Origin of the sequence: Pseudomonas sp. 18175 (assembly GCF_050432925.1) — a bacterium.
Lineage (GTDB): Bacteria > Pseudomonadota > Gammaproteobacteria > Pseudomonadales > Pseudomonadaceae > Aquipseudomonas.
This window is the reverse complement of the sequence record NZ_JBKFTO010000001.1, coordinates 41,068-60,520: the sequence shown is the minus strand read 5'-3', so window position 1 is coordinate 60,520 and position 19,453 is coordinate 41,068. Positions and strand designations below refer to the sequence as shown.

Genomic DNA, 19,453 nt, shown 5'->3' with positions numbered 1-19,453 from the left:
CCCATAAACACGCGCCATCACTGGTGTACGCCGCGTTTAATCGGCACACTCCCACCCAGTTTTTCGCGGGCTCACGGACAAGGAAGCGTCACCCCCATGATTTCGATCTATCAGCTCAAGCCGCGTTTTCAAAATCTGCTGCGCCCGCTGGTGCAGCGTCTCTACGACAACGGCACCACTGCCAATCAGATCACCGTCCTTGCCGGTGTGGTTTCCCTGCTGGTGGGCCTGTTGATCGCCAGCTTTGCCCAACACCTGTGGCTGTTTGCGTTGATCCCGCTGTGGATGATCCTGCGCATGGCCCTCAACGCCATAGACGGCATGCTCGCCCGTGAATTCGGCCAGCAGTCGCGCCTGGGTGCCTACCTCAATGAACTTTGCGATGTGATCGCCGACAGCGCGCTGATCCTGCCGTTTGCGCTGATCCCAGGCGTGAGCCTGGCGCCGGTGTTGCTGGTGGCGCTGCTGGCGGTGTTCAGCGAATACGCGGGTGTGTTGGGGCCGATGGTGGGCGCATCCCGCCGCTATGACGGGCCGATGGGCAAAAGCGACCGGGCCTTCGTGCTCGGCGTGCTGGCCACCGGCGTGGCGCTGGGCTGGCTCGGCGCAGGCTGGGTGGAGGGGGTGATGTGGCTGGTGGCCGCCCTGCTCGCCTATACCTTGGTCAACCGCGTGCGCCAAGGTCTTAACGAAACCACTTCCCCTTCTGCATAAGGATTTTGCGATGCGTGAACAACAAGCACACACCTTCAGCACCCACGATGGCGTCGAGCTGTTCTACCGGCATTGGCCGGCGACAGAAGGTGCCGGGCCACGCCAGGCCATCGTGTTGTTCCATCGCGGCCACGAACATTCGGGGCGCATTGCCCACTTGGTGGATGAGCTGAACCTGCCGCAATTCGACTTCTTCGCCTGGGACGCCCGTGGCCACGGCCAGTCCCCCGGTGAACGCGGCGACAGCCCAAGCTTCGCCACCAGCGCCCGCGATGTGCAGACCTTTTGCGATCACATCGGCGCCACCTATGGCATCGAGCCAGAGAACTTCGCCGTCATCGCACAAAGCGTCGGCGCGGTGATCGCAGCCACCTGGGTGCACGATTACGCGCCGAAGATCCGCGCCCTGGTGCTGGCCTCCCCGGCCTTCAAGGTCAAGCTGTACGTGCCCTTCGCCCGTCCGGGCCTGGCCCTGATGCGCAAGTTTCGTGGCAACTTTTTCGTCAACAGTTACGTCAAGGCCAAGTTCCTCAGCCATGACCCCGAGCGCGTGGCCTCCTACGACAGCGACCCGCTGATCACCAAGGCCATCTCGGTGAATGTGCTGCTGGGCCTGTACGAAGCGGCCGACCGCGTTGTCGCTGATGCCCAGGCGATCCAGGTGCCGACCCAACTGTTGGTCTCGGGTTCGGACTTTGTGGTGCACCGCAAACCCCAGCAGCAGTTTTTCGACCGCCTGGGCAGCCTGAAAAAAGAGCTGCACATCCTCCCCGGTTTCTTCCACGACACCTTGGGTGAGCGTGACCGCGCCACCGCCGTGAGCAGCGCCCGGCGCTTTATCCTGCAAAACTTCGCGCACCCGCTGGACCGCGCTTCGTTGCTGGACGCCGACAAAATAGGCGCCACTTGCGCCGAGTCCGAAGCCCTCGCCGCGCCGTTGCCGCGCAACTCCCTGCGCGACCTGTACTGGCGCCTCACCCGCGCCAGCATGGGCCTGGGCAAGAACCTGTCCGATGGCGTGAAGCTGGGCTTCGACACCGGCTTCGACTCCGGCAGCACCCTGGACTACGTGTACCGCAACAAGCCCACCGGCAAGGGCGGGCTGGGTCGGATGATCGACACCAACTACCTCAACTCCATCGGCTGGCGCGGTATTCGCCAGCGCAAGTTGAACGTCGAGGAACTGCTGCGCCTAGCCATGGCCAAGCTGCGTGACGATGACCGCCAAGTGCGCATTGTCGATATCGCCGCCGGCCACGGGCGCTACATTCTCGAAGCCTTGCAGGGCGTATCGCCGCTGCCGGAATCGATCCTGCTGCGCGACTACAGCGACATCAACGTGCGCGACGGTGGCGCGCTGATTCGCGAGAAGGGCCTGGGGGATATTGCGCAGTTCGTCAAAGGCGATGCGTTTGATCGCGCCGATCTGGCGGCGCTGGAGCCCAAGCCGACGCTGGCAGTGGTGTCCGGCCTGTATGAATTGTTTGCCGACAACGCCATGGTCGGCGGCTCGTTGGCGGGCTTGGCCGAGGCCGTGGAGCCTGGCGGTTACCTGGTCTACACCGGCCAACCATGGCACCCGCAGTTGGAACTGATCGCCCGCGCCCTCACCAGCCACCGCCAAGGCCAGGCCTGGGTGATGCGCCGCCGCAGCCAGGCCGAGATGGATCAATTGGTCGAAGCCGCGGGCTTTCGCAAGATCACCCAGCGTGTGGATGAGTGGGGCATCTTTACCGTGTCCCTGGCACAGAAGATCTGAACATGCGCGAACCCGGCCTGTTAAAGCCTGCCTTTCTGTGGCTGCTGCTGTTGGCGCCGCTGTTTTTCAGCACCTACGGCTTCGCCACCTGGGTCACCAGCCAACGCAGCGACGTCGGCACGCTGGTGTTCGACTGGGAAACCCATATGCCGTTTTGGGCCTGGACCATCGTGCCCTACTGGTCCATCGACCTGCTTTACGGGTTTTCCCTGCTGCTGCCCCACACCCGGCATGAGTTGAAGCAACATGCGCTGCGGCTGCTGAGTGCACAGGTAATCGCGGTGAGCTGCTTCCTGATCTGGCCGCTGCGCTTCACCTTCGAGCGCCCGGAACTGGACGGCGTATTCGGCTGGCTGTTCGCGGTCCTGGCCGGGTTCGACAAACCCTTCAACCAGGCGCCTTCGCTGCATATCGCGCTGCTGGTGATTTTGTGGGTCATGTACCAGCGCCACAGCCAGGGCATGTGGCGTTGGCTGGTGCATGGCTGGTTCGCGCTGATCGGTATTTCGGTGCTGACCACTTATCAACATCACTTTATCGACTTACCCACAGGCGCCCTCGCCGGTTGGATATGCGTGTGGTTGTGGCCGGTGGAGCATCCTAGCCCGCTGCTAAACGCACGGCTGACGCGGGACACCCAGCGCTGGCGGCTGGGCATGCGCTACGGTCTGGGCGCGTTGGCGCTGGCGATCCTGGCGTTTGTAATGGGCGGCGGCTGGCTGTGGATACTTTGGCCAGCGGTTTCCCTGGCCTTGATCAAGGCGAACTATTTCGTGCTGGGGGCTGCGGGTTTTCAGAAGCGTGCCGATGGTCGACTCACGCCCGCCGCGCGGTGGCTTTATGCGCCTTATCTGGCCGCCGCGTGGATCAACTCACGATTGTGGACACGCAAACATCCACAACCGGATCTGATTGTGGATAACGTCTGGCTCGGGCGTATTCCTACAACGCGCGAGCAAGAGCACTTCAAGGCCATCGTCGATCTGTGCGCCGAGCTGCCGATTAATCCACAGGGGCGCGCCTACGTATCCATCCCCGTGCTCGACTTGATCGCCCCCACACCCGCCGAATGCCTGCAAGCCGCCCAGGCCATCGAGCGCCTGCGCGCCCACGGCCCGCTGCTGGTGTGCTGCGCCCTCGGCTACTCCCGCAGCGCAACGGCCGTCGCCGCTTGGTTGCTGCATACCGGCCACGCCGCGACGGTGGAGCAGGCGCTGACTATTATTCGTACAGCGCGGGCCGATGTGGTCCTGCATCCCGCTCACCGTGAAGCGTTGGAGGGTCTGCCCCATGCCTGCTGATATGGAACTACAGGTCGTCGCCATCCTGTTGCGCCGTGGTCGTTCGCTGGACCAGTTATCCACAGGCCTGACCGTGCTCGGCGTGCTGTTCGGCCTTGCGCAAGTATTGATGGCGAGCATTTCAACGATCTGCCTGCTGCTGGCCCTGTGGATGATTATTCTGGGGCTGCTGCAAAAATACTGGGCGCTGCGGGTGGCCTTCGATGCCGACCTGTTCGCCCTGCTGGCCCGCGACATAGACCGTACCGGCGACCTCGACCAAGCCCTGCAAACCCTCGGCCTGCAATCGCCCAAGCGCGCTGGCAGGCCCTGGGCCGAACGCCGTCGCGGCGCGCTCAAACTGCTGCGCAAACAAGCCTGGCTGCTGGGCGCGCAAGCGCTGCTGACCCTGGGCGTGATCCTCGCCAGCCCTTGGCTGCCTTTCGCCGGATAAGGAATTCCCATGTTCGAACCCGTGGTCGCCACGCTCATTACCTCCATGGCCCGCACCGTCACCGGCGCTCGCAGCCTGTGGCTCGGGTGCGCGCCGGTGCCGGTGCAGCGCATCTATTTCGCCAACCACAGCAGCCACGGCGACTTCGTGCTGTTGTGGGCCTCACTGCCGCAGAACCTGCGCAAATTCACGCGCCCGGTGGCCGGCAGCGATTACTGGAACAAAAGCGCCCTGCGCCGCTACATCATCAACCGCGTATTCAACGGCGTGCTCATCGACCGCGAACGCAAAGACCCTGTGGATAACCCGTTGCAGCCCATGCTCAGTGCCCTGGAAGGCGGCGACTCGCTGATCATCTTCCCCGAAGGCACCCGCAACCTCGAAGACGGCCTGCTGCCGTTCAAAAGCGGCCTCTATCACCTGGCCAAAAGTTACCCACAGGCTGAATTGATCCCCGTGTGGATCGCCAACCTCAACCGGGTCATGCCCAAGGGCCGCGTCTTGCCGTTGCCCTTGCTGTGCACCACCAGCTTCGGCGCACCGCTGCACTTGGAAGACGACGAAGACAAAGCCGCCTTCCTCGCCCGCACCCGCGACGCCCTGCTCGCCCTTGCCCCGGAGCATTCCTGATATGCACAGCCAGACCATAATGCTGTTCGGCGGCATCGGCGCGATCCTGGTGCTCGCCTCGCTGATCGGCCTGATCCTCAAGCTGCGCACCCGTGGCACGCCCAACGCGGTGATCGACAACCTCAACGCCCGCATCAACGCCTGGTGGGTGATGGTGGTGGTGATCGGCATTGCCTTCTGGCTCGGCACCGGCGCAGTGATCCTGCTGTTCTACGCGGTGTCGTTCTACGCCCTGCGCGAATTCCTCACCCTCACCCCAACGCGGCGCAGCGACTACCCGGCGTTGGTGGCGGCGTTCTACCTGGCGCTGCCGTTGCAATACCTACTGATTTATTCGGACTGGTACGGGTTGTTCTCGATCTTTATCCCGGTGTACGTGTTTTTGCTGTTGCCGATCCTCGCGTCCCTGGGTGGCGACAGCACGCACTTCCTGGAGCGCGCTTCGAAAGTGCAGTGGGGCTTGATGATCGCGGTGTTCTGCGTGTCGTTCGTGCCCGCGCTGCTCACCCTCGACATCCCCGGCTATGAAGGTCGCAATCTGTTGCTGATTGCCTACCTGGTGATCGTGGTGCAACTGTCGGACGTGCTTCAGTACGTGTGTGGGAAGTTGTTCGGCAAACACAAGATTGCGCCCAACCTGTCACCGTCCAAAACCGTGGAAGGCTTCGTCGGCGGCATCCTGCTCTCCTCCCTGATCGGCGCCGCGCTGTTTTGGACCACCCCGTTCAACCCGTGGCAGTCGTTTTTGATTGCACTGTTGATCAACCTGCTGGGCTTTGCCGGCGGCATTGTGATGTCAGCGATCAAGCGCGACCGCGGCGTGAAGGACTGGGGGCATATGATCGAAGGGCATGGCGGCATGCTGGATCGGCTGGATTCGGTATGTTTTGCCGCGCCGATTTTCTTCCACCTTGTGCGTTTCTGGTGGACCTGAGCCCTCTGTATTGAAGCCTGGTGAAGATCAAAATGTGGGAGCGGGCTTGCTCGCGAAAGCGGTGGTTCAGCCACTTGATAGGTTGGCTGACACACCGCTTTCGCGAGCAAGCCCGCTCCCACATAGGGTTTTCGGTGAAACCTAAAACACCGCGCTGCTCCACTCTCCGTTAACCAACCGCCGCAACCCCAGCGGGTTGGCGTTGCGCAGGGCTTCGGGCAGTAGCGCGTCCGGGTAGTCCTGGTAGCAAACCGGGCGTAGGAAGCGGTCGATGGCCAAGGTGCCCACCGAAGTGCCTCGAGCATCGGAGGTGGCCGGGTAAGGCCCGCCATGCACCATGGCATCGCAGACTTCGACGCCGGTGGGGTAGCCATTGACCAGGATGCGCCCGACCTTTTCTTCCAGCAGCGGTACCAGCCACTGGTACTGCTCAAGGTCCGATGGCTCACCGATCAGGGTGGCGGTGAGTTGACCACGCAGGGCCAGCAGGGCGCGGCCCAGTTCGGCGTCGTCGGCGACTTCGACCACCACGGTGGCAGGGCCGAAGACTTCTTCTTGCAGCAGTTCGTCGCCGTCGATCAGCAAACTCACATCCGCCTTGAACAGCTGCGCCTGTGCGTGCTTTTTACCTTGGGCCTGGCCCGCCAGATGCGCCACGCCGGGGTGGGCGCCCAGGTGTTCGACGCCACCGATGTAACTTTTCAGGCCACCGGCATTGAGCATGGTCTGGGGCGGTTGGGCGCCCATTTGCACTTTGAGCTCATCGAGAAAGGCGCTGAATGCCGCCGAACGCACGCCCATTACCAGGCCAGGCTTGGTGCAGAACTGGCCCACGCCCATGGTGACCGAATTGGCCAGCTCCTTGGCCACCGTTGCGCTGCGGGCGTTGAGCGCGCCCGGCAGGATGATCACCGGGTTGATGCTCGACATCTCGGCAAATACCGGGATTGGGTCCGGGCGCTCTGCCGCCATGCGCGACAGCGCGTTGCCACCAGTCAGCGAGCCGGTGAAGCCAACGCCGCGAATGGCCGGGTGCTTGACCAGACCTTCGCCTACGCCGCTGCCGAAGATCATGTTGAACACACCTTTAGGCATGCCGGTGCGCTCAGCCGCGCGGGTGATGGCGTTGGCGACCACATCAGCCGTGGCCATATGCCCACTGTGGGCCTTGAACACCACCGGGCAACCCGCCGCCAGCGCCGAGGCGGTATCGCCACCGGCCGTTGAGAAGGCCAGGGGGAAATTGCTCGCGCCAAACACCGCCACCGGGCCGACGCCGATGCGGTATTGACGAATATCGGCACGCCGCAGAGGTTGGCGCTCCGGCAACGCCAGATCAATGCGCGCCCCCAGAAAATCACCGCGACGCAGCACTTGGGCAAACAGCCGCAACTGGCCACCGGTACGCCCGCGTTCACCCTGGATGCGGGCCGCAGGCAGACCGGTTTCGCGGCAGACGATGGCGACGAAATCGTCATTCAAGCCATCGAGTTCATCGGCAATGGCGTCAAGAAATTCGGCACGGCGCGCCGGGCTCAGTTGGCGGTACACCGAGAACGCGTCTTGGGCAGCGCAGCAGGCAGCATCCACTTCATCTTCCGTGGCCTGGTAGAACGCGTAAGGCAGCACTTCGCCAGTGGTGGCGTCCAGACTGACATGCAGCGATTGACCCAGGGCACTGCGGGCGCCGTTGATAAAGTTTTGACCCAGAATGGTCAGCATGGCGTGACTCCTAAAAGACTCGAAAGCGCCCCGATGAGTGAGTCGGGGCGCTTATTAGTAGTGAGTGGGTTTTAAGCCGACTTGGCAGGCTGAACGTTGGTAAATGTCTCGACGTCATCGACCGTTACCGGCGAGCGCACAAAGAACAGATAAACCACCGCTGCCATCAGCGACATGCCGGCGCCGGTAAACAAGGCCGGGGTGAATGAGCCGGTGTTGTGCACGATCAAGCCAGTGATCACCGGTGCCAACGCACCGCCGGTGTAACCCCCCAGGTTTTGCAGGGCGCCCATGGAGCCGGTGCAACTGGACGGGCACAGCGCACTGATCATGGCCCAGGCCGTGGTGGTTGCCGCTGTGCCGCAGAACATCGCCATCGACAGGCAAGCCAGCGCCAGGGTGTTATCCGGAATGAACGTCACCATCACGATCAAGGCAAATTGCACCAGCAAGAAGCAACTGGCCGGAATACGGCGGCTGTTGATCAGGCTGACACCGCGACGGGTCAGCCAGTCGGTCAAACGCCCGGCAAACAGTGCGCCGCACACCGCGAAGGTGTAAGGCACGGCCACCGCCCAGCCGACCTTTTCCAAGGTCATGTGGCGTTCCATCTGCAAGTAGCCTGGCAGCCAGGTATTGAACAGCCAGTTCACATAGATCACACCGAAGTAACCGATCACCAGGCCCCAAGTGGTGGTGCTGCGGAACAGGCTGCGCCATTGCGCAAAGGTGACGCGGTTGGTGGTGGGCTTAACGTTGCCATCCAGGCGATGCTCGTTCTCGGCCTGGGACAGCTGCACTTGCTCGGGTTCGCGGTAGAAACACTTCCACAGCACCGCCACCACCAAGCCCACCACACCCATGACGATGAACATCCAGCGCCAACCGAACGACAGCATCAAAAAGGTCAGCAAGGGCGCGGCCAGACCCGTGCCCAAGTACGAGGCACTGAGGAAGATCCCCGTGGCCGTACCGCGCTCCTTGATGGCGAACCAGTCGCGCACCACCCGTGCGCCGGATGGAAACTGCGGCGCTTCACCGGCCCCCAACAACGCGCGGGCGGCAAACAGTTGCACCGGGCCGGTCACCAGGCCACACAACGCCTGGGCGGTCGACCATACGGCCAAACCGATGGACAGCACCCAGCGCGGGCCGTAGCGGTCAATCAGGGTGCCGATAGGCAGTTGGGCCAATGCGTAGGCCCACAGAAACGCCGACAGCAGATAACCCATGTCAGCCACGGAGAGTCCGAACTCTTCGCGGATAAGCGGATTGGCCACCGACAGTGCGGCACGGTCAATGGTGCTGACCGTCACGCTGATCACCAGCAGGAATAAACTGACGCGTTGTATTTTCCTGAGCTTGGTCAGGTCTTTAGAACTTTCCACGAGCGCTCTCCGATATTATTTTTTTTCGCGGGAAACAAGTTGAAACCGGTGAAGATCCAGGTCGGTTAAGGCACCAACTCCCAACCCACTAGCAGGTCGTTCAAGTGCGTCTTGGCCTTGGCGGTCAGCGGCCAGGCGGACGGCGGACGGGTTGCACCACAGTCATGCCCAATCATCTGCAAAGCGGTTTTCACCACAGTCACGTTGGTGCCGTTGTTTTCTTCGGCGCGCAGTTCTTCAAACGGCAACATGTCGTTGATCAGCGTGCGCGCCGTGGCGTAGTCCGAGGCTTCCAGTGCGTTGTGAATAGCCACCGAACGCGCCGGGAAGACGTTAATCAGTCCCGAGGTGAAACCGCGTGCGCCGACGGCGTAGAACGGCGGCGCCCAGGTCTCGGCCAAGCCGCCGACCCAGGCGATATCCAAATCGGCAGTCCGGCGAATCGCCTCGGCCAGTACCATCGGCGTGGGCGAGGCCCACTTGACCCCGATCACCTGGGGCAGCCGGCACAGTTCTTCAATCGCGGCCAGGCCAATGGCTTCGTTGCGCAGGTACAGAATCAACGGCAAGCCGCCGCTGGCCGCGCCCACGCGCTTCACATAATCAATAAACCCACGGGGCGCCGAGAACGGGTCTGGCGGCTGGTGGATCATCAGCGCCGAGGCGCCGACTTCTTTTGCGTTTTTAGCAAGATCGCACGCGTCGCCAATGCTGCGTCCTACACCGGCGATCAAGGGAACCCGGCCGTCGATATGGGCCGCGGCGATCTGGGCCATGTCTTTGGCTTCCGCCAGGCTCAGCCCGTAGAACTCGCCAGTATTGCCGTTGGCCACCAGTGCATGCACACCGGCGTCGATAGCGTGGTCGACAATCGACTTGAGGCGCGGGCCATCGATTTGATCCTGGGCATCAAAGGGTGTCACGAGGATCCCGGAGATCCCGTCCAGCGCGGCACGCAAAGTAGTTGTCACTGTCATTGAGGTATTCCTGAAGAGTGGCCTGACGGTGCCGCATCCCTTGATTTAGCACACGGTACTCAGTCTAATCAGTGGCACTTATTCCTCTCCAACGCTCAATCGGCATCAACTAATGCAGGATTTGCATCATGTTCCAGCTGATTCAACTTCGCTGCTTTGTCGCGGTGGCCACCGAACTGCACTTTGGCAAGGCCGCTCAACGCTTGAACATGACCCAGTCGCCGCTGAGCCGGCAGATCCAGGCGCTGGAGCATGACCTGGGGGTGATGCTGATCGCGCGCACCCGCCGGTCGGTGCAGTTAACGCCCGCCGGCCGGGCTTTTTTGCCCGAAGCCGAGGACATCCTGCTGCGCTGCGAAACCGCCGCGCTCACTGCCAGGCGCACGGTGCGCGGTGAGGCTGGCAGCATCAGCCTGGGCTTTATATCGGCAGCGCGCTTCAAGGTGCTGCCCGAGGTTGTGTCCGGCGCTTACCGCACCTTTGAAAACGTCGACCTGGTGCTCAAGGAGATGTCCACTCCCGAACAGAAAGAAGCCCTGCTCTCCAATCGCCTGCACCTGGGGCTGATCCGCCCGGATAAAGTCCATGCCGGCATCGAAACCACCTGCGTGCTGCGCGACCCGTTCACTCTGGCTCTCCCCGTCGGCCACCCCCTGGCCCAGCGCGAACACCTCACCGTGCGCGACTTGGACCGTGAGCCCTTCATCATGTATTCGCCCTCGGAGGGCCGATACTCGTTTGAGCTGCTCTCAGGGCTGTTTCGCGCAGCGGGCGTCGAGCCCCACTACGTCCAATACCTGTACCAGACCCACACCATTCTTTCGCTGGTCAATATCGGCATGGGCATCGCGCTGGTGCCCAGCACCGCCCAGCACTTGCCCTCCGAACAGGTGGTGTTCAAACCCATCGAACTAGGCGGCGCCCACGCCGAACTGCACCTGGCTTGGCGCAAGGGCGACACTGATCCGCTGGTGGCCAACTTTCGCGAATATGTAAAAGGCTTGTTTCAAACCACCTTGTGAGGGGCCGCACACACATCCCCGCTTTACGGCCTGTCGGCGTCATCTTTTGTATCAAAGACGCGTGTAAGATACGCCGCACTTAGCCAGGGATGCTCACCATGTTCGACTCGTTCAAAGCGATCAGCCGCCGTATTGCCGGTGCGTTAGCGACTGTGGTGGGGGCCGTCTTTGGCCAGTGGCGTCCGCCGTTCTGGCTGCGGGCCATAGGCAGTGGCGTTGCGAACCTGGGCCACAAGGCCCGTGCGTATCCGCGTCAGACCGGCGCCGGTGTATTGGGCCTGGTACTTTTGGCGGCCGCTGGGTTCTATGGCTGGCAGTGGTATTCCCACCTGCCACAACCCCACACCGTGGGTTATTCCCTGCACAAGCCGAACCTGACCGATTACACCCAGCCAACGCCGGTGGTGGATAACGTGCAGGTACGCTTCGCCGAGTCCGTGGCGCCCCTGGCGGCGATTGGCAAGCCGGTGACCGAAGGCATCAGCCTCAAGCCCAACGTGGCCGGTACCTGGCGTTGGTCCGACGACCGCACCTTGCTGTTCGTGCCGGAAAAAGACTGGCCAGTCGACGCCGGTTACACCCTGGACCTGGCCAAGCAAAACCTGCTGGCCGATGGCGTACTGCTCAGCCAATACAGCAGCCAATTTTCGACCCAGACGTTCCGCGCCACCCTGGGGCAAAGCGAGCTGTATCAAGACCCGTCCAACCCGACGCTGAAACAGCTGGTGGCCACCTTCCATTTTTCCCACCCGGTGGATGAAGACAGCCTACGCAAGCGCGTGTCAGTCACCCTCGACAAAGGCCTGGCCTACCGCGACGCGCAGTTGCCCAACCGCCCGGAAATCACCTTCGACGAGAAAAAGCTCAACGCCTACGTGCGCTCCGCCGCCCTGGCCACACCGCTGGAAAGCACGCCGGTCACCGCCAAGCTCGACGAAGGCCTCAAGGCCCGCGACGGCGGCAACGCCAGCACCGCGCCGCTGGTGGCGCAAGTGACCGTGCCCGGTCGTTATCGCCTGACCTTTACCAGCGCCGAAGTGAGTTTTGTCGATAACGCACGTGGCGAGCCGGAGCCGGTGCTGATGTTCAGTAGTTCCAGCGCTGTAGCCGATGACACCATCGCCGGTAAGGTGCAGGCCTGGTTGCTGCCGGAAAAAGCCCAAGACGATACCCGCCCCTACAGCAGCAACGACATTGACGACGCTCTGCTCGCCCGTAGCACCAAGGTCAACCTGACCCATGTGCCCAGCGTCGAACCGCTGAACACCCTGCATGCCTTCAAGTTCAAGGCGCCGGCTGGCCGTGCCATTTACGTGCGCGTTCCGGCCAACCTGGAAGCCATCGGCGGCTACCTGGCGAAGAATCCTACGGCGTCGCTCATCAGCATGCCGGCGTATCCGCGCACGTTGCAGTTCCTGTCTGACGGCGCATTGCTCAGCCTCAATGGCGAAAAACGCCTGGGCTTCATGGCCCGTGGCGTGCCCGGCGCCCACGTAGAAATCGCCCGCCTGCTGCCCAACCAGCTGCAACACCTGGTGGACCAGAGCAGCGGCAGCTTTGCCCGGCCCAACTTCGGTAACGAGTATTTCGACCGCATGGTCGAGCGGCAGTCGCTGGATATTCCACTGTCGTCCAATGACCCGGCCAAAACCGTCTACGACAACGTGGACCTGGGCCACTACCTCACTGCCAACGGCGGCCGACGCGGTATTTTCGTACTCAAGCTCAGCCCCCAGGATGACCCGGCCGAGCGCACCTTCGAGTACGACCGCAGCAGCACCAGCGACCTGCGGTTTATCGTGGTGACCGACCTCGGCATCATCGCCAAGCGCTCCAGCGACGGCAGCCATGATGTGTACGTGCAGTCCATCGGTAACGGCTCGCCGGTGGCCGACGCACAGGTGGACATCATCGGCCGCAACGGTCTGCCGGTCAGCAGCGGCCGCACCGATGGCGAAGGCCACGCGCATTTCGCCAAGCTCGATGAACTGCGGCGTGAGAAAACGCCGCTGATGTATGTGGTCACCCGTGGCAATGACCAGTCGTTCTTGCCCATTGCCCGTCAGTCCCAGCAGTTGGATTTGTCGCGCTTCGACGTAGGCGGTTTGGAAGAAGACGGTGCGATTGATCGCCTCAGCGCCTACCTGTTTACCGACCGTGGCCTGTACCGCCCGGGTGAAACCGCGCACTTGGGCATGATCGTGCGCAGCGGCAACTGGAAAGGGGCCCTGCAAGGCCTGCCGGTGGAGCTGCAAATCACCGACCCGCGTGGCCTGGAAGTGATTCGCCAACCGCTGAAGCTGTCCGCCAGCGGCTTTGAAACCTTTGACTTCCAAAGCAGTGAAGTGGCCCCCGCCGGGGACTACACCGCGACGTTGCAGCTGATTGGCCAAAAGCAGACCCGCACCGACCTGGGCAGCGTGAGCTTCAAGGTGCGCGACTTCGAGCCCGACCGCATGAAGGTCAGCCTGAGCCTGCACGACACCCCTGTGCAGGGCTGGATTGCACCCGACCAAGTGGTGGCCAAAGTCACCGCGATGCATTTGTTCGGTGCTCCGGCGTCCGGGCGTCGGGTCACGGCGAAGATGTCCCTGAGCCCAACCCTCGCGGCGTTCGACCGCTACCCCGACTATCGCTTCCGCCTTAACGATGGCCTGGAAGACGCCAGCACCGAAGACCTGGCCGAAACCACCGCCGACGATAACGGCCAGGCGGTGCTCGACCTGAACCTGCAACGTTTTGCCAACAGCACCTACCGCCTGCAAGTGATGGCCCAGGTGTTTGAAGCCGAGGGCGGTCGCAATGTGGCGGCGCAAAGTGCCTTGCTGGTGTCGTCCGCGCCCTATCTGGTGGGTGTGAAAAGTCAGGATTCGCTGTCGTACGTTGCCAAGGATGCACCGCGCCAAGTGCAATGGCTGGCCGTCGCGCCGGACCTTTCGCCACTGCCCGTGGACGGTCTGACCACTGAAGTCGTCGAGCATCGCTACGTGTCGGTGTTGGTGAAGCAGTCCAACGGCACCTACAAGTACGAGTCGCGCATCAAGAACATCAGCCAACCGGCCTCACCGCTGGCGATGACCGTGGACGGCGCCAAGCAGAGCCTGAATACCGCCACACCGGGGGATTTCACCCTGCAACTCAAGGACGCCAACGGCAACCTGCTCAACCAGATCGACTACAGCGTGGCCGGGCGCGGCAACACCTCGCGCTCCCTGGAGCGCAACGCCGAGCTGCAACTGCGCCTGGATAAACGCAGCTATGCCACCGGTGATGAGATCGCCATCAGCATCCGCGCGCCTTACACCGGCGCCGGTTTGATCACCATCGAGCGTGACAAGGTCTACACCCAGCAGTGGTTCAAGGCCGACAGCACCAACAGCGTGCAACATATCCGCGTGCCGGCAGGCCTTGAGGGCAATGCCTACGTCAACGTGCAGTTTGTGCGGGATACGGGCTCGGCCGAGGTGTATATGAGCCCGCTGTCCTACGGCGTGGTGCCCTTTGGCATCAACCTGGATGCGCGGCGCATGGCGCTCAACGTCGAAGGCCCGGCGAAGATCGAGCCGGGGCAAATGCTCGACATCAAGGTCAACGCCGACCGTCCGGGCCGCGCCGTGGTGTATGCGGTGGACGAAGGCATCCTGCAAGTGGCGCGCTACCAAACGCCGGACCCGCTGGGCTTCTTCTTCCAGAAGCGCGCGCTGGAGGTCGGTACCAGTCAGATCCTTGACCTGATCCTGCCGGAATTCAGCCGCCTGCTCAGTGGGGCAGCGCCCGGTGGCGACACCGAAGGCGCCCTGGCCAATCACCTCAACCCGTTCAAGCGCAAACATCAGCCGCCGGTGGCGTGGTGGTCGGGTTTGGTGGACTTGCCGGCCGGTGAAACCGTGCTGCATTACCAGGTGCCAGACAACTTCAACGGCAAGCTGCACCTGTTCGCGGTGGCCGTGGACAGCGACAGTGTGGGCGTGAGCGAAGCCAACACCGACGTGCGTGGGCCGATTGTGATCACGCCGAACGTGCCAGCCTTTGTCGCGCCGGGGGATGTGTTCAACGTCAGCGCCGGGGTGTTCAGCAACCTCGATGCGGCGGCCGACGTGAAGTTTGAAGTGCAGACCAGCGACGGCCTCAAGGTGCAGGGCGACAAGGGCAGCACCCTGTCGTTGCAACCGCGCAAGGAAGGCACCGCCGAGTTCAAGATCAAGGTCGGCGATACCCTGGGTTCTGCGGACCTGCGTTTTGTCGCGGTACTGCCCAACGGCAAGCGCATCCAGGTGGCGGAAACCACCTCGATCCGGCCGTTGAGCGAACACCGCGTAGCCTTGAGCCTGGGCCGCTTCGACAGCGCCAGCAAAGAGCTCAAACCCACCCGCGAGCTGTTCAGCCAACTGCGCGACGTGCAATTGGGCGTGGCGGCCTCGCCGCTGGTGTGGGCCAACGGCCTCAAGCATTACCTGGATGACTACGGCTACGCCTGCACCGAGCAATTGGTGTCCAAGGCCATGCCCGCTTTGATCTGGGGCGGCAACGCACCCGAAGCCGAGCAAGCCTTCGCCAGCGCGGTGCGCATGCTGCGCCAACGCCAGAACCAGGCCGGCGGCTTTGGTTTGTGGGCGGCCAACCCGGACGTGGCGCCGTACGCCAGCCTGTATGCCACCGACTTCCTGATCGAAGCCAAGGAACGTGGCCTGCCGGTGCCGGAAGATCTGCTGGTGCGCTCGAATGCCTATCTGACAGACCTGGCCAACGGCCCGAGTGAAGGCCTGTCGGAATTGCGCAACCGCGCCTACGCCAGTTACCTCTTGAGCCGTCAGGGGATTCTGGTGAGCGGCGCCTTGAGCGATATCCGCGAGCGCTACGAGAGCTACTTCAAGGACACCTGGCAGAACGACCTGGGCGCCGCGTACCTGGCCGCCAGCTACAAGTTGCTCAAGCAGGATCGCCAGGCCGACACCTTGTTCCGCAAAATCCCGTGGCGCGCCCTTGTGGATAAGTGGGACAGCGATGGCCTGTACTACGACCCGCTGGTGCACGATGCCGAACACCTGCACCTGCTGGCGCGGCACTTCCCGGAGTTGATGGACGATGTGCCCACGGCGCTGCTGGATAAACTCGGTAAGCGCCTCAACGAGCAGCGTTACAACTCGTTGTCGGCGGCGCTGTTGCTGCGGGCCCTGGACAACTATGGCCAGCGGGCGCAAAGCGACATGACCCTCAAGGCCACGGCCTGGCTGGGTGACAAACAGCAGCAGTTGCTGGACATGGCCGGCCAACCGCCACGCGCGGCGGTGCCGGGTGCCACGCAAAAGCTGGTGATGGAAAAATCCGATGGCCCTGCCGCGTTCTACATGCTCAGCGAAGCCGGTTTCGACAAGGGCACCAAGCTCAAGCCGATCAACAATGGGCTGGAGATCATCCACGAATACCTCGACCTTAAGGGCGAGCCGGTGAGCAAAGTCGCCGTGGGCGAAGAGTTCCTGGTGCGCTTGCGTCTGCGCGCCACCGACCGCGATCAAGTGCAGCAAGTGGCCGTGGTCGACTTGCTGCCGGGTGGCGTTGAGCCTGTGTATAACTTGCCGCCGGAGCCGGAAGCCGCCAGTACTGACGAGAGTGAGGGCGAAGGCGAAGAGTCCGAATACGTAGAGGACCGCCAGGAAGAAGACACATGGCAAGCACCCATCGGCGAAATCGAGCTGAGCACCTGGCAGCCGGAGTACGTGGACGTGCGAGATGATCGCGTGGTGTTGTACGGCACTGCACTGCGGGACGTAGGCACTTTCGTCTACCGCGTGCGTGCCACTAACGCGGGCACCTTCAATACGCCACCGGCCTACGCCGAAGGCATGTACGAAACCACCCTGCAAGGGCGCGGCAAAGTAGGCCAGCTTGAAATTACAAAGCCTTAAGCGCCTGACGCCGCTGCTTGCAGCGGCGGTAGTGTTGGCGGGCTTGCGCTTGTGGCCCCACGCGCCGCTGGAGCAGGCGGTCACTTCGTCACGGGTGGTGTTGGCCGACGACGGTTCGCTGTTGCGCATGACCTTGGCGGATGACGGCCAATACCGCCTCTGGCTGCCGCTTGAGCGAATATCGCCTTCACTGGTCGAAGCCTTGTTGCTCAAGGAAGACCGCAATTTCTACTGGCACCCGGGGATCAATCCCCCGGCGTTGCTGCGCGCAGCGCTGGCCACTTACAGCGGCGGTCAGCGCCAGGGCGGCTCGACCCTGAGCATGCAACTGGCGCGACGCCTGTGGGATTTGAACACCCGCCAGGTGCCCGGCAAGTTGCAGCAAATGGCCTTGGCCCTGTGGCTGGAAGCGCGCTACAGCAAGCACGACATCCTTGAGGCCTACCTGAACCTGGCGCCCATGGGCGGCAATATCGAAGGCGCCGAAGCGGCCAGCCGCATCTACTTTGGCAAGTCGGCGGCGCAGGTGTCGTTGTCCGAAGCGCTGGCGCTGGCGGTGATTCCGCAGCAGCCGGGGCGGCGTGCGCGCTTCGGGCCGTCGCTGCAAAACGCGCGGCTGCGCTTGATGGCGGACTGGCGCGAGACTTATCCACAAGACCCGCGTAACGACAGTTTGCTGGACTTGCCTCTGGAGGCGCGCAACCGCCAGCAGATTCCGTTTCTGGCGCCGCACTTGAGCGAGCAACTGCTGGCGTCCCAACCCGGCAACGAGCTCAACAGCACCCTCAACCTGCCCTTGCAGCAATTGCTTGAGCGGCTGATCACAGGTTTTATCGCCGAGCGGCGCAGCACTGGCGTGGAAAACGCCACGGCGATCCTGATCGACAGCCGCGACCAGAGCGTCAAGGCGCTGGTGGGGTCAGCGGATTACTTATCCACAAGCATCCACGGCCAGGTCAATGGCGTGCTGTCGCGACGCTCGCCGGGGTCGACCCTCAAGCCGTTTTTGTATGGGCTGGCGCTGGACCAAGGGGTGATCCACCCCATGAGCATCCTCAAGGACTTGCCGAGTAACTTCGGCTACTTCCAGCCGGAAAATTTCGACGGCAGTTTTGTCGGCCCGCTGACAGCACGGGATGCGTTGATCCGTAGTCGCAATATTCCGGCGGTGTGGTTGGCCAGCCAGGTCAAGTCGCCGTCTTTATACGGTTTGCTGCAACGCGCCGGCATCAAAGGCCTGCGAGACGAGAGCCACTACGGCCTGGCCCTGGCCCTTGGTGGCGGCGAGATGACCCCTGAGGAACTGGCGCGGCTGTATGTGATGTTGGCCGGTGACGGCCATTTGCGGCCCTTGCGCTACTTGCAGGAGCAGCCGCAGTCCACAGGCGTGCAACTGCTCACGGCGCAATCCGCATTTATGGTGCGCGACATGCTTCGTCGCAACCCGCGACCGGATGGTTTACCCGGCCGGCATTGGCGCACGGCGTGGAAGACCGGCACTTCGTGGGGTTTTCACGACGCCTGGAGTGCAGGGCTGGTGGGCCCGTACGTGTTGGTGGTGTGGGTAGGCAATTTCGATGGGCGGCCGAACCCGGCATTTATCGGCGCCAAGACCGCCGCGCCGTTGTTCTTTCGTATCGCCGACGCCCTGCCCTTGGCCCTGCCCAATGTGGTGATCAAGCCCGACAAGCCACCCGCCGGACTGGTGCGCATTGATGTGTGCACAGCGTCCGGTGAGCTGCCCAACCGTTGGTGCCCGCAAACCCGCAAGACCTGGTACATCCCCGGCGTGTCGCCAATTCGCGTGTCCAACCTGCACCGCCCGGTGCTGATCGACACCCGCACCGGCAAAGCCGCGTGCCCGCCGTTCGAGGCGCAATACACCCGTGAAGAAGTCTTTGAGTTCTGGCCCAGCGATGTGCAGCGCCTGTACCGCGCTGCCGGCCTGCCACGCCGCACGCCGCCCACTGTGATGAAGAACTGCCAACCCAACCGCATCAGCGACCAGAGCGAGGCGCCGCAGATCCGCTCGCCGCTGACCCAGGTGAGCTACCAACTGCGCCTGTCCCAGCCGCAGGAAAGCATTCCGCTCAACGCCAACGCGGCCAGCGATGCGACCACGTTGTACTGGTTTGCCGATCAAACCCTGATCGGCCAGGGAACCCCGCAAACCACACTGAACTGGCGGCCGGGTAAATCGGGAGAGTACCGATTGCGGGTCAGTGATGATCAGGGGCGCAGTGCGGGCAGGGGGTTGCGGGTGGAGTTTGTGCCTTAGGGGAAGTGGCAATCACGCTCAGCAATCTCAACATAATTCGACTCTCCACCGCCTGTCGCGCCCGACAACCACCCCCATACAAAGCTCAGGCTGGTACAGCCGGATTTATCCACAGCCACCGTGCCGCGCGACCAACCGGACAGCAACTCACCGTCCAGTGTCAGGCACTGAAATAACAGCTCAATGGTATCGGCGCCGGTCACGCGACCGACTTGCGTGCCGATACGGATTCGGCCGCCTTGGTAAGTGCTGGAAATAGCATCACCGTCGACAAGGTAATGAAACACCGTGCCAGAACCGGATAACCCTTGTGAGTTGCTGACAACCGCAAACCGGCGATTATGCAAACGCTCGCCGAGCAGGGAAAAGGAAGATGGCATCGACGTAAC

At 62.7% G+C, this 19,453-nt stretch carries 13 protein-coding genes; 9 read left to right on the top strand and 4 right to left on the bottom strand.

Annotated features, from left to right (window positions below):
* Positions 1-96: 96 nt before the first annotated feature.
* The 6 genes from ACLD1Y_RS00250 to ACLD1Y_RS00225 are packed head-to-tail and all read left to right on the top strand — an operon-like array spanning position 97 to position 5,771.
* Positions 97-714, top strand: a complete 618-nt coding sequence (locus ACLD1Y_RS00250) for a CDP-alcohol phosphatidyltransferase family protein (RefSeq protein WP_429474435.1) — start codon at positions 97-99, stop codon at positions 712-714.
* A gap of 10 nt (positions 715-724) precedes the next feature.
* Positions 725-2,473 (top strand): bifunctional alpha/beta hydrolase/class I SAM-dependent methyltransferase, encoded by a 1,749-nt coding sequence (locus ACLD1Y_RS00245; protein WP_429474433.1) that lies wholly within the window; start codon positions 725-727, stop codon positions 2,471-2,473.
* 2 nt (positions 2,474-2,475) lie between these two features.
* On the top strand, positions 2,476-3,774 hold the full coding sequence (locus ACLD1Y_RS00240; RefSeq protein ID WP_429474431.1) for a phosphatase PAP2/dual specificity phosphatase family protein: 1,299 nt from the start codon (positions 2,476-2,478) through the stop codon (positions 3,772-3,774).
* Positions 3,764-4,207, top strand: a complete 444-nt coding sequence (locus ACLD1Y_RS00235) for a hypothetical protein (RefSeq protein ID WP_429474429.1) — start codon at positions 3,764-3,766, stop codon at positions 4,205-4,207. Before ACLD1Y_RS00240 ends, ACLD1Y_RS00235 begins: the two co-directional genes overlap by 11 nt.
* Before the next feature lie 9 nt (positions 4,208-4,216).
* Positions 4,217-4,837, top strand: coding sequence for a lysophospholipid acyltransferase family protein (locus ACLD1Y_RS00230; RefSeq protein ID WP_429474427.1), 621 nt, complete (start codon positions 4,217-4,219; stop codon positions 4,835-4,837).
* Between the two features lies 1 nt (position 4,838).
* The gene (locus ACLD1Y_RS00225; protein WP_429474425.1) at positions 4,839-5,771 is read left to right on the top strand and encodes a phosphatidate cytidylyltransferase; all 933 of its coding nucleotides are present in this window, start codon (positions 4,839-4,841) and stop codon (positions 5,769-5,771) included.
* Between the two features lie 141 nt (positions 5,772-5,912).
* Here ACLD1Y_RS00225 and ACLD1Y_RS00220 read toward each other — a convergent pair whose 3' ends face one another.
* The 3 genes from ACLD1Y_RS00220 to ACLD1Y_RS00210 all read right to left on the bottom strand — a co-directional run bounded on the left by ACLD1Y_RS00220 (position 5,913) and on the right by ACLD1Y_RS00210 (position 9,858).
* Positions 5,913-7,493, bottom strand: coding sequence for an aldehyde dehydrogenase (NADP(+)) (locus ACLD1Y_RS00220; protein WP_429474423.1), 1,581 nt, complete (start codon positions 7,491-7,493; stop codon positions 5,913-5,915).
* Between the two features lie 71 nt (positions 7,494-7,564).
* Positions 7,565-8,881, bottom strand: coding sequence for an MFS transporter (locus ACLD1Y_RS00215; RefSeq protein ID WP_429474421.1), 1,317 nt, complete (start codon positions 8,879-8,881; stop codon positions 7,565-7,567).
* A 65-nt stretch (positions 8,882-8,946) separates the two neighbouring features.
* Positions 8,947-9,858 (bottom strand): dihydrodipicolinate synthase family protein, encoded by a 912-nt coding sequence (locus tag ACLD1Y_RS00210; RefSeq protein ID WP_429474419.1) that lies wholly within the window; start codon positions 9,856-9,858, stop codon positions 8,947-8,949.
* A gap of 128 nt (positions 9,859-9,986) precedes the next feature.
* On the opposite strand from ACLD1Y_RS00210, the gene ACLD1Y_RS00205 reads away from it, so the two are divergent.
* From ACLD1Y_RS00205 to pbpC, 3 genes are all read left to right on the top strand, one after another.
* Entirely contained in the window at positions 9,987-10,880 is an 894-nt protein-coding gene (locus tag ACLD1Y_RS00205; RefSeq protein WP_429474417.1) for a LysR family transcriptional regulator, read from the top strand.
* 98 nt (positions 10,881-10,978) lie between these two features.
* On the top strand, positions 10,979-16,786 hold the full coding sequence (locus tag ACLD1Y_RS00200) for an MG2 domain-containing protein (protein ID WP_429474415.1): 5,808 nt from the start codon (positions 10,979-10,981) through the stop codon (positions 16,784-16,786).
* Entirely contained in the window at positions 16,767-19,064 is a 2,298-nt protein-coding gene (gene pbpC, locus ACLD1Y_RS00195; protein WP_429474413.1) for a penicillin-binding protein 1C, read from the top strand. The genes ACLD1Y_RS00200 and pbpC overlap by 20 nt, the downstream gene beginning before the upstream one ends.
* On the opposite strand, the gene ACLD1Y_RS00190 is transcribed toward pbpC, so the two are convergent.
* Positions 19,061-19,444, bottom strand: coding sequence for a hypothetical protein (locus ACLD1Y_RS00190; RefSeq protein WP_429474411.1), 384 nt, complete (start codon positions 19,442-19,444; stop codon positions 19,061-19,063). The two genes, pbpC and ACLD1Y_RS00190, sit on opposite strands and share 4 nt — an antisense overlap.
* Between the last annotated feature and the right edge of the window lie 9 nt (positions 19,445-19,453).

Bases quoted from the DNA above. Each gene is read 5' to 3' on its own strand.
- ACLD1Y_RS00245 (WP_429474433.1), top strand. From the start codon at position 725: ATGCGTGAACAACAAGCACACACCTTCAGCACCCACGATGGCGTCGAG.
- ACLD1Y_RS00235 (WP_429474429.1), top strand. From the start codon at position 3,764: ATGCCTGCTGATATGGAACTACAGGTCGTCGCCATCCTGTTGCGCCGT.
- ACLD1Y_RS00220 (WP_429474423.1), bottom strand. From the start codon at position 7,493: ATGCTGACCATTCTGGGTCAAAACTTTATCAACGGCGCCCGCAGTGCC.
- ACLD1Y_RS00240 (WP_429474431.1), top strand. From the start codon at position 2,476: ATGCGCGAACCCGGCCTGTTAAAGCCTGCCTTTCTGTGGCTGCTGCTG.
- ACLD1Y_RS00225 (WP_429474425.1), top strand. From the start codon at position 4,839: ATGCACAGCCAGACCATAATGCTGTTCGGCGGCATCGGCGCGATCCTG.
- ACLD1Y_RS00230 (WP_429474427.1), top strand. From the start codon at position 4,217: ATGTTCGAACCCGTGGTCGCCACGCTCATTACCTCCATGGCCCGCACC.
- ACLD1Y_RS00210 (WP_429474419.1), bottom strand. From the start codon at position 9,858: ATGACAGTGACAACTACTTTGCGTGCCGCGCTGGACGGGATCTCCGGG.
- ACLD1Y_RS00200 (WP_429474415.1), top strand. From the start codon at position 10,979: ATGTTCGACTCGTTCAAAGCGATCAGCCGCCGTATTGCCGGTGCGTTA.
- ACLD1Y_RS00190 (WP_429474411.1), bottom strand. From the start codon at position 19,444: ATGCCATCTTCCTTTTCCCTGCTCGGCGAGCGTTTGCATAATCGCCGG.
- ACLD1Y_RS00205 (WP_429474417.1), top strand. From the start codon at position 9,987: ATGTTCCAGCTGATTCAACTTCGCTGCTTTGTCGCGGTGGCCACCGAA.
- ACLD1Y_RS00250 (WP_429474435.1), top strand. From the start codon at position 97: ATGATTTCGATCTATCAGCTCAAGCCGCGTTTTCAAAATCTGCTGCGC.